Raw genomic sequence first — 14384 nt, forward strand, 5'->3', positions numbered from 1 at the left:
GGTCATCCCTCCAGTCAATTCTGTTCAATGTATATATAAAACCTTTGCATTTCAAATATTATAAATATTTTTCATATATCAAATCCCATGTTAGCATACGGGATATGAGGCAGGGAAGTCTGCGCTTCTATCACAGGACCACCAAAGGAGGAAGGGCTTGATGGAACATTCATCATTATGGCTGACCCATGTCCGGCTGGAGACCGGCTGGCGTTACGAAGGAGACGCCGTCAGCGGTACGGAAACCGCATTGTACCATATCCGCATTTCCGAGGGGAGCATCGCTGAAATCCGGCCGGCGGATGCGCTGCCGGAGGACGGCTTCCCCCACACGGACATGGGCGGGGCGTTGATGCTTCCGGCGATGCGGGACATGCATATTCATTTGGACAAAACGTATTACGGCGGCCCATGGAAAGCACCGGGACCGGCGCCCAAAGGCATCTTTTCCCGGATCGAGGAGGAGGAGAAGCTGCTGCCCAAGCTGCTGCCGACCGCGCAGCATCGAGCGGAGCGGCTTATCGAGCTGCTGCTTGCGTCCGGGACGACGCATTTTCGCACCCACTGCAACATCGATCCGGTTGTCGGGCTGAACAATATGGAAGCGACGCTGCGTGCGGCCGAGACCTATAAGGGCCGCGCCACCTTCGAGATCGTGGCGTTTCCGCAGCACGGGCTGCTGCGCAGCCAAGCGGCCGGCCTGGTGCGGGAGGCGCTGCGCAGCGGGGCTTCCCTGGCAGGCGGTGTCGATCCGGCCACGGTGGACGGCGACATCGAGAAGTCGCTGAACACCATGATGGAGCTCGCCGTGGAGGCCGACGCCGGGGTCGACCTGCATCTGCACGATCCGGGCCACCTGGGCGTGTTTACGATCCAGCGCCTTGCGGATCTGACCGAGGAGGCCGGATGGCAGGGCAGAGTCACGGTCAGCCACGCGCTGGCGCTGGCGGACATTCCGCCGGAGGAGGCGGCTGCGGTAGCCGCCCGGATGGCGGACCTTGGCATCTCGGTTACGTCGTCCGTACCGCTTGGACGGACGATTCCGATCCCGATGCTGGCAAAGCAGGGGGTTCGGGTGGAGCTGGGGCATGACAGCATCACCGATCATTGGTCCCCGTTCGGCAAAGGGGACAGCCTGGAGAAGGCCGGAACGCTTGCCGAGCGTTTCGGCTGGGGCAGTGAGGCGGCGCTTAGCGCCAGCCTCGGCTTTGTGACCGGCGGACGGACACCGCTGGACGGGGAAGGCCGCCGGGTGTGGCCGATGCCGGGGGATGAGGCCAGCGCCGTCTTTGTGGACGCCAGCTGCTCGGCGGAAGCCGTGGCAAGGCGGGCAGCGCGGAAAGCTCTGCTGCATCGGGGCAAGCCCGTTTTCGGCGTGAAATAGATATGAGGGCATAGCCTCTTGTGAATTTTTTTCACCCATAGAATGAACTAAATACAATGTGAAACTTTTAGTTCAATCTATAGAATAGAAAGGATGTTGATATCGATGCAATCAGCTCTTTGGCTTACCAACGTCCGCCTGGAGAGCGGACTCCATACCGACAACGGCGTGGTGACCGGCACGGAAACAGAGCTGTGCCATCTCCTGATCCGGGACGGCAGGATCGCGGATAAAATACCGGCGAATCAGGCGATTACAGACGATCTGCCGCGATTGGACGCCAAGTCGAATCTGGCGCTTCCTTCTTTTATCGAGAAGCACTGCCATCTGGACAAGACGCTGCTCGGTTCCAAGTGGCGGCCGGTTACGCCGGCAAAGCATATTTTTGACCGGCTGGACGAGGAAAAACGCCTGCATGCGGAGCATGCCGTTTCCATCGCCGAGCGGGCCTCCCTGTATTTGGAGACGGCACTGCGGTCCGGCGTCACGCATGTCCGGACCCATATGGACATTTATCCGGAGGCCGGCCTCAAACAGATGGAAGAGGTGCAGAAGGCGCTGCAGGCGTTTGATGGCAAGCTGACGTATGAAATCGTCGCTTTTCCGCAGCAGGGGCTCCTGCGCTCGCAGTCTGCCGGGCTTGTGCGGGAAGCGCTGCGCAGCGGGGCGTCGCTCGTCGGCGGGGTCGATCCGGCGACGGTCGATGGAGATTTGGAGAAATCGTTGCGAACGATGGTCGAGCTGGCGGCCTCCGAAGGAGCGGGGATCGACCTGCATCTGCACGACCCGGATCATCTCGGGTTGTTTACGCTGAAGCGTCTGGCCAGCCTCACCCGGGATGCCGGTCTGGCGGGCAAGGTTGCTGTCAGCCATGCGTTCTGCCTCGGCGACATTCCCGCCGGGCAGGCCGAAGCGGCCGCAGACATGCTGGCGGAAGCCGGGATCGGCATCATCACGAGTGTGCCGATGAACCGCAAGTTTCCGCCCGTACGTCTGCTGCAAGGCAGGGGCGTATCCGTGTCGGTCGGCTGCGACAACGTCTTTGACGTATGGTCGCCGTTTGGCACCGGCGACATTCTCGAGCGCGCCGGCCGCCTCGCCGAAATCTCCGGCTGGGTGAACGAGCAGGCGCTCGCGCAGGGCCTGCAGTACATCACGGGCGGAGTAACGCCGCTTGATGCCGAAGGCCGCCAGGCTTGGCCGCGGATCGGCGACGAGGCGAGCCTTGCGCTGGTCGACGCGTCGTGCTCGGCCGAAGCGGTCGCCCGCAAATCACCCCGGGTGGCTACATTGTTCCGGGGGAACGTCGTGGCCGGAGCGCTGGACTGAAGCAGTAGGTCGGGCCGGTCCTTGCCGTGCCGCTGGACTGACTGAAGCCCAATAGACAGCCGGGCTCTGCGGGCCGGGGACAAACTTGAAAGCCGTCAGCCTCTGCGATGCAGGGTTGACGGCTTTTTTATGCCTGCGGTTTGGAGCCTGAGGGATCTGTCAACAGGTGAGATGACTTCCCTTATCTAAATTAGGTCTTGCAACAATACGCAGGGTTTTCTATAATCAAGACAGCAATTAATGGAACTGTGTTTCATTCTGTGAAACATATCATCGAGAAAGTACAGCAGGATGCAGGTTCGTGGTTCGATGCGAGGGCATGATCTAATGATGCTAAAGGAGCGTGAAGCATGATGAGCAGTGACAGCAAGGCAAGATTTTCAAACCGGGTGGAGAACTACGTCAAGTACCGCCCAAGCTACCCTGCCAAGGCGGTGGATTACCTCTATTCCGTAGTCGGCATGACGGCCGATTCGGTGATTGCGGATATCGGTGCGGGCACCGGCATTTTCTCCAAGCTGCTGCTGGAGCGGGGCAGCAACGTTATCGCCGTGGAGCCCAACGCAGCCATGCGGGAAGTGGCGGAGCAAGAGCTTGGCGCATCGCCGAATTACCGCTCGCACGCCAGCGCTGCGGAAGATACCGGGTTGCCTGCGGACGCGGTCGATTTCATCGTGTGCGCCCAATCGTTTCATTGGTTTGACCGTCCGGCCGCGCAGGCGGAGTTTCACCGGATCCTGAAGCCCGGCGGCAAAGCCGTCCTGATCTGGAACTCCCGGCTCACGAGCGGCACGCCTTTTCTGGAGGGATACGAGCAGCTGCTGCGTCTGTACAGTAACGATTATGAGAAAATGACCCACAAAAACATTTCCGGGGCGCAGCTGCAGCCGTTTTTCCGGGATGGAGGCATGCACACGGCGGTATTTGGCAACCGTCAGCTGTTTAATCTGGAAGAGCTGATCGGCAGGGCGATGTCGTCTTCCTATGTGCCGGCCGAGGGCGAGCCGAACCATGAGCGGATGAAGCAGGGGCTGCAGGAGCTGTTTGAGCGGACCCAGGTGGACGGGAAGATCAGCTTCGATTACGAAACGGAATTGTTCTGGGGTGAAGTGTAGCGGAAGTTTCGTCCCGGTCCGGACAGCACAAAAGCCGCGGATGCCCTAGCTAATAGACGCAGGGCTCCGCGGCTTTTTGCGATATTTAGAGACGGTTCAAGATCATGAGAAATGAATAAATATCTTAGTCAGGCTGAACCATTTCTGCTTGCAGGAAAGTCTCCCGCTAAACGCGAACGCGTGCCCGACTCATGTAAACTCAGCTAGATGGCATACGGCTCCAAGCCTCAAGGATGCTTGCGGATAATCGAATCATCCTCTTCCATAAAGGGCCACGCCGGATATTCGATCGGCAGCCGGCTCACCTCATCCAGACGGGCCAGCTCGTCATCTGTCAGCACGATCCCACTGGCTTCGAGGTTATCCTGCAGCTGATCCGGGCGCTTGGCGCCGACGATTACGCTGGTTACCGCCGGCTGGTTCAGCACCCAGGCGAGGGCGATGCGGGCCACGGTAGACTCGCGGGTTTTCGCGATGTCCTCCAACACGTCGATGATGGAATAGGCTTTATCCACATCTACCGGCGGAAAAGCAAACTTGGTATGCCGGTCATCGGTATTTCCGGTACGCGTGCGGGCGTATTTACCGGACAGGAAGCCGCCGGCAAGCGGGCTCCATACGAGCAGGCCCATGTTCTGATCCTTCAGGACGGGAATGATCTCCCTTTCGATGTCACGGCCGGCCAGCGAATAGTAGGACTGGCTGCTTTTAAAAGCATGCAGGCCAAGTTCTCTGGAAATGCCCCGGGCTTTCATCAGCTCCCAGCCGGTCATATTGGAAGAGCCAATGTAGCGGACCTTACCGCTGCGGACCAGGTCGTCCAGCGCCCGCAGCGTTTCTTCCCAATCGGTCAGCTGGTCCGGGTTATGGATTTGATACAGGTCAATGTAGTCCGTGCCGAGCCGTTTCAGGCTTTCCTCGACCTGGCGCATAATATGCAGTCTGGACAAGCCGAGGTCGTTCGGGCCGCTGCCCGTACGCCCCCTCACCTTGGTGGCGATGATGACGTCCTGCCGCTTCGCCCCAAGCGCTTTGCCGAGAATTTCCTCTGAGCGTCCGCCGGCATAAATGTTGGAGGTATCAAAAAAATTGACCCCCGCGTCGAGCGCCTGCCACACAAGGTGTGCAGCGTCCTGCTCTCCCAGCCCGCCGAAAACGCCCCATTGTCCGCCGCCGCCAAACGTCATGGCTCCCAGCCCGATCTCCGATACCAGCACGCCTGTATTTCCCAACAAATTGTATTTCATTTTTTTTCCCTCCAGGTTTTGTTTTAAGAGATCAGAATGTAAGCTTTTCAGTGGTGAAACATCCTGATCTCGCAAGAAAAACTTCCGCTAAAGGCGGTCTGTCTTCTGAGAATGTACGTCGATAGATGTTTTTGTTAAAAGATTAGAAATGATAAACCTCTGAGGCTAAACATCCTGATCTCGCAAGAAAAAGTTCCGCTAAACGCGGTCTGTCATCTGAGAATGTACGTCGATGAATGTTTTTGTTATATTGATGGAGACGGGGAAACCCGATCAAAGACGCAAAAGTGCGGGAATTTTTTTGAAAAATTTATATTAAACGCAGGATAAATATAAAAAAGCCGTGTTCTACGGGGAAGGAGATGTCATAATGCAGGATAGACCAGCACAGAAAAAGGGATATGAACCGAAGCAGGTACACACAGCCGTGAACCATTCCGTGATGACGGAAGATCAGGCCGGATACACGGATGCTGCAGGATGGAAGGCCAATGGCTGCCGGCCGGCGATCACGCCGGAAATGCTGTGGGATCAATATCACGAGCCGATTTCCGCTTTCGTAGCGCGCCGGACGAATCGCCACCCCGATACCGAAGATATCGTGCAGACGGTCTTCATGAAGGCTTACCTGCACCTGCCGGAACTGCAGGACCCGGATCGGCTTCGGGCCTGGTTGTATCAGATTGCGCGGAATGCGGTGACGGATCACTTCCGAAAGGAGAGACGGTTGGATGAACTTCCGGAGCAGCTGCCAAGCGTTGCGGAAGAGGAAAGCGAAGACTACTCGCAGGAGGCGATCTGCGGGATGAAAGGCGTTATTCCTTACCTGCCGGATAAGTACCGGGAGGCGGTTGAGCTCTCCGAACTGAAAGGGATGTCGCAGAAGGAACTGAGCGAGAGGCTTGGCATTTCCTATTCGGGGGCCAAATCGAGGGTCCAGCGGGGCCGTGAAATGGTGCGGGAGCTGATGAACAGCTGCTGTACGATCCGAACAGACAAGTACGGCAGCATCATCGATTACCGTGTGAACCTGCCCAAGCCGGTCGTCTATGGAAGGGTTGCCAAGAAGCCGGCACGGCGAAAAGCTTCGACCCGGGCGGAGCGTTAACGTATTTGGGTGGGTCAGCGAATGTTGTTAATCCCTTCGTTGTAAAGAACACGTCACAATAATGAGTGGCGTGTTTTTTGATTTGAAGGGATATTTTGCCATGGTGTCGAATCATACAAGGATTTGCCTAAATATGACAAAGAGGGGTTATGAACTTGAACGTAACATGGAAAAGAAGGCTGTCTACGATTGCGCTGGGCGCCTTGATGATGGGTGCCGTCCCGGCTTTCGGCCATCAGACGGCTTCTGCCGACGGGGCTCAGCAGCTGCAGATTAAAGACATCGCCGGCAAAAATACGTATCTGATGAGTGACGGCTCGATGTGGTCCATGGTCGACGGAAACCGGACCATCTATACGAAAGGCTCGGTCGACGAGATTTCGGGGAACGTGTACGAAGGCTTGGGTATCACGCGTGACGGCCGGTTGGTTGAATGGGATATCGGCATGAAGCCTCATGTGGTTGAGGGGAAAAGCGGAATCAAGCAGGTGTCCGGGCCGTACCGGCTTCAGGCCGATGGTACCGTCTGGGCCGGTGACAGCAAGCTGAAGAATCTTAGCGACATAACGCTGATTGGCTACGGGGAGAAGGATTTTGCCGCATTGACCCAGAGCGGAGAGCTGTTGTTCAAGGATCCGTACAAGACCGATCAATACAAAAAAGTCGGAACCGTAAACAATGCCGGATCGGTCAAGTCGATGGCCGTGCATGACGACCGCGTCGCTCTGCTGTACACAGGTGGAGAAGTCGTGGTCTATCAAATGTCGAACTTTGACGACAATGGCCGGGTTATCCCGGTAACCGTTGCTACTGATGCGGTACATATTTCTTATGTTTCCGCAGAACCAACCGATGTGCTGATTGTGACTCGCAAGGATGGAACCGTATGGCAGACGGGAGAATACTCCAACCGCTGGAAGCTGACCACGCAGGTTCAGGGGCTGACCAACGTGGTCAAGACGGCGGTAGATGCGTATAAGGATGACTTGACCGAAGGCATTTACGCGCAGCGTGCCGACGGGACATGGGTCATCAGCAAGGACGGCGAGGTCCAGCCGGTGGAGGTGCCTGCCGTGAAGGCGGTGTCCATGTCCGTCTCCGATAAGAAGCCGTATGTTGGCGATACGGTACAGGTCGATATTCAAGAGACGTATACCAACGGGGCCAAGCTGAAGGTGCCTCTGAAGGAAGCGCAGATCGACATGGACAAGCCTTACCTGCTGAAGGTGCAGCCTGACGGCAAGCTGAAAGCGGCCGGCGTAGGCGAGACGAAACTGACGGTGACTTCTGGCAGCGTCTCATCCAGCGTGACGGTGACGGTCAGCCTCCGCGATCCGTTGAAATATGCCAAACAGGTCAGTGGAACCGTATATCTTCCAGCCAAGACGGTGTTCAAGGCGCTGGGAGGTACGGCTGAGGTATCGGGCGGAAATTGGAACGCTGCTCTCGGAGATGCGAAGCTGTCATTTAAGGCCGGCAGTCAGGCAGCACAATTTAACGGCAGTCATCTGACATTAAAAGCGTCGCCAATCATCGACAAAGGCGAAACGTACATCCCTGCCTCCCTGCTTGCCGATACGCTGGGGGCCAAGGTCACCTGGGATGCCAAATGGCGGCAGGCCGAAGTTGCACTCGGTCAGGGCAAGATGACGATCGTCTCCCAAGACACTGCGGGCTTGATCAAGAAAGCAATGCAGGGCAGTCTGGCCAAATTCATCGGGAAAACGTATTGGGTGAACGACTTTGATGGCTGGGAACGGTTCTCCAAAGTCACGGTGACGGATGTTCTTCCCACGGACACCGGAAGCTTTGTCGTCGTTTTCAAATCGGCTGCTGGAAAAACGCTGAAGAGCTATGCCATGAATACGTCGGAAGTGACGCAGTTGTTTGCCGACTCAACGTACTTTTTGAAATATGATCCCTATACAAAGTATAAATGGTCATCTTCCGTCTGGAGCCAGATCAAGGCGGGCAATGTAACGCTTGGCATGACCAAGGAGCAGGTGCTGCTGTCCTGGGGAAATCCCGCCGCCAAAGATATCCAGTCCGTGAACGGAACGAAGATCGAGACCTGGGGCTGGTCCAATTACGATGTTGTCTCTTTCATCGATGGCAAGGTTACATTAATCATCATGTAACGGCTGGATCAGCAATCATTTGAGCCGCCAGTCCATTTACATAAACCGGCGCCGGGTACACCCCGGTGGCCGGTTTTTTTAGATCGTGTCACAGGAAAAATAAACTGCGGCTTGCCATGAAAAAAATGCCGTGCTACAATACTGACTGAACGTTCGGTATATATATGTATTGGAGTGAGCGTCATGAACCAGAAGCAGCTGCAAAGCGAACAGACCAAGAGGAAGATTGCAGATGCCGCCCGCACGCTGTTTGTTCAAAAGGGTTATAAGGCGACTTCGATCGAAGATATCGTGGCCGCGACCGGGAGCAGCAAAGGCAACATCTACTATCACTTCAAGAGCAAAGAAGGATTATTCCTTCACCTGCTCGAAGAGTGGGACCGCGAATGGGAACTGAACTGGGAGCAAAACGAGCACTTGTATAAGACCACTACCGATAAGCTGTATGCCGTGGCGGAACAGTTGGCGGCTGACGACTTGAACCATCCGCTCACGAAGGCAGCCGATGAATTTTTTCATAACGAAGAAAAGACATCCGAAGTGGAATCCCGTATGGCCGAGATGAAGGTCAAGCATTTGGCGTTTAATCAGAACCTGCTGCAGGAAGGAATCGACCGCGGCGAATTCATGCCGGGCGATGCCGAGCGGCTCGCGGCCGTGCTGGAGGCGATTTTTTTCGGCGCCAATCAGCTGTCGCGCAGATTAAACCCTGAGAAGACGACCCTGCTGTACCGGGATGCCGTCACTGTTTTTTTGAACGGAGTGGCGACGGATAAGCAAGCAAAAGAACGATAGCGGAGAATGGTCTTCGTTATCTCACGCCATAATACATAACGAACGTTCAGTATACATGCTGAATTTGCTTACGGAGGCTTTTTTATGTCGCTGCTAGTTAGAAACCGGGGAGCCATTCTGCTCCTCATGCTCAACAACTTCATTATTTTTACGGGCATCGGACTTATCATTCCAATTATGCCGAGTTATATGAATCTGCTGCACATTAACGGAAGCGTGCTGGGCCTGCTGGTCGCGGCCTTTTCCATCACGCAGCTCGTCTTTTCGCCGATCGCCGGCAGGCTGTCGGACTCCATCGGCCGCAAAAAGGTCATCCTGGCCGGACTGCTGCTGTTCGCCGTGTCGGAATGGTTGTTCGGCGCTTCCAGCACGCTGCCGTTTCTGTTCCTGGCGAGAATGCTGGGCGGGGTGAGTGCGGCTCTGGTTATGCCGGCCGTCATGGCCTATACCGCTGACGTCACAAGTGAGGAAGAGCGCGGGAAAGGGATGGGCTTCATCAACGCTGCCATCACGACTGGTTTTATCATCGGACCTGGCATCGGCGGCTATCTTGCCGAATATGGCATTCGAGTTCCTTTCTACGCTGCCGCGGTCGGCGGGCTGCTGGCCATGGCGGTTACCGCGTTCTTCTTGCGGGAAGTGGCGAAGGCCGCGCAGACCAGCGACGGATCGGATACCAAGATGGCACCGGCCGGATTGCTGCGCCAGCTGGCGGGTGCCTACCGGGCCCCTTATTTTATCAGTCTGATCGTTGTGTTTGTCGCTTCGTTCGGGCTCGCCAATTTCGAGACGGTGTTTGGGCTGTTTGTCGATCATAAATTCGGCTTTACGCCTAAGGATATCGCCTTTATCATTACGTTCGGCTCGGTCTGCGGGGCGGTGGTGCAGATCACCATCTTCGGCTGGATCCTGAACCGGTTCGGAGAGAAAAGAGTCATCACGCTCAGCATTTTCGTATCGATCCTCTTTATTATTTTCACGCTGCTTGTGCATACGTTCTGGCTTATGGTCGCCGTGACCTTCGTTCTGTTTCTGGCAATGGATATTTTGCGCCCGGCCATCGGGACGCAGATGTCCAAGTTTGCCAATGAGGAGCAGGGTTATGTGGCGGGGCTGAACTCCGCGTTTACGAGCCTTGGCAACATTATCGGTCCGATCATTGCGGGAGCGCTGTTTGACATGAATGTGAATTATCCGTACATTCTCGCGAGCATCGTGTTGGTATTCGGATTCCTGCTGTCCTTCAAGTCCCGGGAAACGCAGTATGAGCTGGAGTCCAGATCGGTGCGTTAATTCAGGGACGGGTTAGCATGATATATAAATAAACACCGGAATATGATGAAAAATCCTCCGAGCCCTATGGGCCCGGAGGATTTTATTGTATCTATTAGCGGAATAAAGCCGCAAGTCATGGCCATGGTCCCTGTGAATCCGCGCCAGCTCTAAGCTTGCGGACAGACAACGGCCATCCATGAGCAGGCAGCCACTCGCCGCATCAGCTTGTCGGGGCAAGGTTGCGGAGCAGCGGGTGCAGTCCGGGCAGCGCTTCGCACTGCCGGATCGCTTCCGCTGCCAGTGAGGCGATTTCCCGCGCACCCCGGTCCGAGAAGTGCGTGTCGTCGGCGATCCCATCGGGATAATTGGGATGGGACCCGGCGGGCAGATGCATAAACAGATGCTTCGACTCCTCCCGGCCCATCCGGAGATACAGCTGCTGGGAAGCCGCGAACAGGTCAAGCAGCGGCACGCCGGCCTCCTGCGCAGTTTCACGCATTGCCTCGGGGTAGGGACCGACAGCGTCGGGATCCGGAAGTCCCTCCGCTGTGAACCGGCGGCGGCTGACGGAAGTCAGCAGGACGGGGATGGCGCCGCGCGAGCGGGCCGATTCGATAAACCGCTTCAGGTTGGCGCGGTATTCCCCGCCGGGAGCAGGATCCGCGAAGCGCGAAGGATCTTCCTGCTTCTGATCGTTGTGGCCGAACTGGATGAACACGTAGTCGCCGGGCTGAAGCTCGTTCTCCACGGCGGCCAAGCGGCCCTCGGCGATAAAAGAGCGGGTGCTGCGCCCGTTGATCGCCCGGTTGTCTACCCGGATCGCCGGATCGAGGTGCTGCTGGAGGTATTCGCCCCAGCCGGTCATGGGCTTCTCGATGGCGCCCTTCAGGGCGGCCGTGGAATCGCCGACGATATACAGCGTCATGGTCATAGAACGGAGTCCTCCCTTTCTTTTACCAGAGACCCAAAAGTGGTCTGCTGGCATGGCTTGGGGTGGTTATCGCTCAGCATTGCCTCACGCTCATGCTTAGGAGCGAAGCGCTTCGGGAATGCCGAGCTCCTTGAAGCCGAAATACCGCTCCGCGTTGCCGTAGGCGATATCTTCCACGATTTGTCCGAGCAGCGCCTCATCGTCAGGCGCTTCCCCGCGCTCGGCCCACTCGCCGATCAGCTCGCACAGCACGCGGCGGAAGTATTCGTGCCGGGTATAGGAAAGGAAGCTGCGGGAGTCGGTCAGCATGCCGACGAAGTTGGCCAGCAGGCTGTTGTCGGCGAGCAGGGTAAGCTGATGACGCATGCCGCTGCGCGTGTCGTTGTACCACCATCCGGAACCGAGCTGGAATTTACCGGCCGTATCCTTTTGATAGCAGCCCATCAGAGTCAGCAGGACGGGATAGTCGTTCGGGTTGAGCGAATACAGAATCGTCTTCGGCAGGCCCTGGCCGCATTCAGCACGGTCGAGCAGCCGGGACAGCGGGCCGGCCAGCGGCAGGTCGTTCAGGGCGTCATACCCGGTGTCAGGCCCCAGACGCTTGAACATCGGCGTATTGTTGTTGCGGAAGGCATGGATATGCAGCTGCATCGTCCAGTTTTTGCTGTGATACAGTCCGATCAGCGCGCTCAGCAGCTCCGTGCGGTAAACGGTGATTTCCTCCAGGGAGAGCGTCTCGCCGGCCACCCTTTTCGTAAAAATCCGCTCCAGCTCTTCGGCGCTGCCCTCCTGATAGCGCAGCACGTCGATCGCATGGTCCGAGAGGCGGCAGTCCTGTTCATGGAAAAAGTCGATCCGCTGCTTCAGAGCATCCAGCAGTTCGGCATACGTCGTGACCTGCTGGCCCGCGGCTTGCGCAAGGCGCTCCAGCCAATCGGTAAAACCGGGAGCGTCGATGTTCAGCGCCTTATCGGGGCGGAAGGCCGGAAACACGCGGAAGCCGGTATCCTCTTTTTTCAGCAGCTGGTGGTATTCCAGCGAATCGGCCGGATCATCGGTGGTGCAGACGACCTTGACGCCCGAATTCTTGATGATGTTCCGCCGCCGGAAGTCGTCCGTCGCCAGTTTGGCGTTCACCTGTTCCCAAATCCGCGGGGCGGATTCTTCGTTCAGCAGCTCGGTAATGCCAAAGAAGCGGCGCAGCTCCAGATGAGTCCAGCTGTACAGGGGATTACCGACCGTTTTTGGGACAGTCCGGGCCCATGCCAGAAACTTGTCGTAATCGGAAGCGTCGCCGGTAATATGGGATTCCGGGATGCCGTTCGCCCGCATTAACCGCCATTTGTAATGGTCTCCGGCGAGCCAGGCTTCGGTCAGGTTGCGGAAGTTCTGGTTGTCATAAATTTCCTTGGGATCAAGGTGGCAGTGATAGTCGATGATCGGCATGTCTTTGGCATGCTGATGAAACAGCTTGCGGGCGGTATCGGTCGTCAGCAGAAAATCGTCGTTCAAGAACATGGTCCACAGCTCCTTTGGATAAAAATCGAAATAGATTTATTAGTCCAGTGACATCACAGAGTAACCCCGGTTTTAAAAATGGCCAGCTCCCGTACGTCGTTTTGCTCGTTCCGCGTTTGTTGGCCGCTCGCCACCTGGATCAGGTAGGCGATAAATTCCTCCAGCACTTCCTGCATCGGACGGTCCAGCAGCGAGCCGGCGTTAAAATCCATCCAGTGCTTTTTCTTGTTGTAGAGGTCGTGGTTGGTGGCGATTTTGACGGTCGGGACGAAGCTGCCAAACGGCGTGCCCCGTCCGGTCGTGAACAGCACGAGCTGGCAGTCTGCGGCGGCGAGTGCGGAAGACGCAACCAGATCGTTGCCCGGCGCCTGCAGCAGGCTGAGGCCCTTCTTGCGCAGCTTCTCGCCGTACTGCAGCACGTCGACGACCGGGGCGGTGCCGGCCTTCTGCGTACAGCCGAGCGATTTGTCCTCCAGCGTGCTGATGCCGCCGGCCTTATTGCCTGGGGACGGATTCTCGTAAACCGGCTCCCCGTAGGACATGAAATACTGCTTGAAGTCGTTGATCAGCGAGGTGATGCTCTCGAAGACCTCGCGGCTCTCGGCACGGGCCATCAGCATGCGCTCGGCGCCGAACATTTCCGGCACCTCGGTCAGGATCGTGGATCCGCCCTGCGAGATAAGAAAATCGGAGAAGGCGCCGAGCAGCGGGTTGGCCGTAATGCCGGAGAAGCCGTCGGAGCCGCCGCATTTGAGGCCGACGTTCAGCTCGCTGAGCGGGATCGGCTCGCGCCTGTCGAGGCTTGCGGCTTCATACAGCTCTTCGAGCAGGGCCATGCCGGCTTCGACCTCATCGCCGACCTCCTGCGCCACGAGGAATTTGACGCGGGACTCGTCGTAGCCTCCGAGCAGTTCACGGAACTCGGTGACGATGTTGTTCTCGCACCCGAGACCGAACACGAGCACGCCGCCGGCATTGGGATGATGGACCGCGTCCAGCAGGATGCTGCGGGTCTGGCGATGGTCGTCGCCAAGCTGTGAGCAGCCGTACGGGTGCTTCAGGATCGTGACGTTGTCGAAGGGACCGAGGTCCGGGTGGACGGCCTTGAATTCCTGCAGGATGAGCTCGGCGACGCCGTTCACGCAGCCGACGGTCGGTACGATGTACAGGTCGTTGCGGATCCCTGCCTTGCCATTGGCCCGCCGGTATCCTTCAAAGGTGAGGCCCCGGTTCGGGTAGGAAATCGGGTGAAGGTCCGGCTGGTATTCGTATTCTTCCTCACCGTCCAGGTTGGTCCGGAGATTATGCGTGTGCACCCAATCGCCAGGAGCGATCGCGGACACCGCATGGCCGATCGGATACCCGTATTTGATCACCATTTCGCCCGGCGGAATCGCCGTCAGGGCGATTTTGTGGCCTTGCGGAATTTCCTGGGCGGACTCCAGCTTCACGCCGTCCACTTCCAGCGGTTCCCCGGCCTGAATCGGCCGGAGGGCAACGGCGACGCTGTCCCGCGGGTTCAGTTTCATCAATGATTTCATGTC

General features: G+C 57.3%; 11 protein-coding genes. 7 read left to right on the top strand and 4 right to left on the bottom strand.

Annotated features, from left to right (window positions below; all coding sequences use genetic code 11):
• The first annotated feature begins 160 nt into the window (after positions 1–160).
• The 3 genes from BCV73_RS03030 to BCV73_RS03040 all read left to right on the top strand — a co-directional run bounded on the left by BCV73_RS03030 (position 161) and on the right by BCV73_RS03040 (position 3828).
• A complete protein-coding gene (locus tag BCV73_RS03030; protein ID WP_089545923.1) occupies positions 161–1384 on the top strand; it encodes an amidohydrolase in 1224 nt (407 codons plus the stop codon).
• Positions 1385–1489: 105 nt separating this feature from the next.
• Positions 1490–2713, top strand: a complete 1224-nt coding sequence (locus BCV73_RS03035; protein ID WP_089545925.1) for an amidohydrolase — start codon at positions 1490–1492, stop codon at positions 2711–2713.
• A 350-nt stretch (positions 2714–3063) separates the two neighbouring features.
• Positions 3064–3828, top strand: coding sequence for a class I SAM-dependent methyltransferase (locus tag BCV73_RS03040; protein WP_089545926.1), 765 nt, complete (start codon positions 3064–3066; stop codon positions 3826–3828).
• A gap of 227 nt (positions 3829–4055) precedes the next feature.
• Here BCV73_RS03040 and BCV73_RS03045 read toward each other — a convergent pair whose 3' ends face one another.
• Positions 4056–5075: an aldo/keto reductase gene (locus BCV73_RS03045; protein ID WP_089545928.1), complete on the bottom strand. Its 1020-nt coding sequence runs from the start codon at positions 5073–5075 to the stop codon at positions 4056–4058.
• A 370-nt stretch (positions 5076–5445) separates the two neighbouring features.
• On the opposite strand from BCV73_RS03045, the gene sigZ reads away from it, so the two are divergent.
• From sigZ to BCV73_RS03065, 4 genes are all read left to right on the top strand, one after another.
• Positions 5446–6183, top strand: coding sequence for an RNA polymerase sigma factor SigZ (gene sigZ / locus BCV73_RS03050; protein WP_089545929.1), 738 nt, complete (start codon positions 5446–5448; stop codon positions 6181–6183).
• Between the two features lie 155 nt (positions 6184–6338).
• On the top strand, positions 6339–8321 hold the full coding sequence (locus BCV73_RS03055; protein WP_244879186.1) for a stalk domain-containing protein: 1983 nt from the start codon (positions 6339–6341) through the stop codon (positions 8319–8321).
• A gap of 183 nt (positions 8322–8504) precedes the next feature.
• Positions 8505–9116, top strand: coding sequence for a TetR/AcrR family transcriptional regulator (locus BCV73_RS03060; protein ID WP_089545931.1), 612 nt, complete (start codon positions 8505–8507; stop codon positions 9114–9116).
• 84 nt (positions 9117–9200) lie between these two features.
• The gene (locus BCV73_RS03065; protein ID WP_089545933.1) at positions 9201–10409 is read left to right on the top strand and encodes an MFS transporter; all 1209 of its coding nucleotides are present in this window, start codon (positions 9201–9203) and stop codon (positions 10407–10409) included.
• Positions 10410–10611: 202 nt separating this feature from the next.
• Here BCV73_RS03065 and BCV73_RS03070 read toward each other — a convergent pair whose 3' ends face one another.
• The 3 genes from BCV73_RS03070 to BCV73_RS03080 all read right to left on the bottom strand — a co-directional run bounded on the left by BCV73_RS03070 (position 10612) and on the right by BCV73_RS03080 (position 14381).
• Positions 10612–11322 (bottom strand): rhamnogalacturonan acetylesterase, encoded by a 711-nt coding sequence (locus BCV73_RS03070; RefSeq protein WP_089545935.1) that lies wholly within the window; start codon positions 11320–11322, stop codon positions 10612–10614.
• Between the two features lie 96 nt (positions 11323–11418).
• The gene (gene uxaC / locus BCV73_RS03075) at positions 11419–12840 is read right to left on the bottom strand and encodes a glucuronate isomerase (protein ID WP_089545937.1); all 1422 of its coding nucleotides are present in this window, start codon (positions 12838–12840) and stop codon (positions 11419–11421) included.
• Between the two features lie 53 nt (positions 12841–12893).
• Complete coding sequence (locus tag BCV73_RS03080) at positions 12894–14381, bottom strand: UxaA family hydrolase (protein ID WP_089545939.1); 1488 nt, start codon at positions 14379–14381, stop codon at positions 12894–12896.
• Positions 14382–14384 lie beyond the last annotated feature (3 nt).

Source organism: Paenibacillus sp. SSG-1, from assembly GCF_002224835.1.
GTDB classification, from domain to species: domain Bacteria; phylum Bacillota; class Bacilli; order Paenibacillales; family Paenibacillaceae; genus Paenibacillus_AQ; species Paenibacillus_AQ favisporus.

Excerpts from the sequence above, each read along its gene's own strand:
- BCV73_RS03035 (WP_089545925.1), top strand. The coding sequence starts at position 1,490 with ATGCAATCAGCTCTTTGGCTTACCAACGTCCGCCTGGAGAGCGGACTC.
- uxaC (WP_089545937.1), bottom strand. The coding sequence starts at position 12,840 with ATGTTCTTGAACGACGATTTTCTGCTGACGACCGATACCGCCCGCAAG.
- BCV73_RS03080 (WP_089545939.1), bottom strand. The coding sequence starts at position 14,381 with ATGAAATCATTGATGAAACTGAACCCGCGGGACAGCGTCGCCGTTGCC.
- sigZ (WP_089545929.1), top strand. The coding sequence starts at position 5,446 with ATGCAGGATAGACCAGCACAGAAAAAGGGATATGAACCGAAGCAGGTA.
- BCV73_RS03030 (WP_089545923.1), top strand. The coding sequence starts at position 161 with ATGGAACATTCATCATTATGGCTGACCCATGTCCGGCTGGAGACCGGC.
- BCV73_RS03060 (WP_089545931.1), top strand. The coding sequence starts at position 8,505 with ATGAACCAGAAGCAGCTGCAAAGCGAACAGACCAAGAGGAAGATTGCA.
- BCV73_RS03045 (WP_089545928.1), bottom strand. The coding sequence starts at position 5,075 with ATGAAATACAATTTGTTGGGAAATACAGGCGTGCTGGTATCGGAGATC.
- BCV73_RS03040 (WP_089545926.1), top strand. The coding sequence starts at position 3,064 with ATGATGAGCAGTGACAGCAAGGCAAGATTTTCAAACCGGGTGGAGAAC.
- BCV73_RS03070 (WP_089545935.1), bottom strand. The coding sequence starts at position 11,322 with ATGACCATGACGCTGTATATCGTCGGCGATTCCACGGCCGCCCTGAAG.
- BCV73_RS03065 (WP_089545933.1), top strand. The coding sequence starts at position 9,201 with ATGTCGCTGCTAGTTAGAAACCGGGGAGCCATTCTGCTCCTCATGCTC.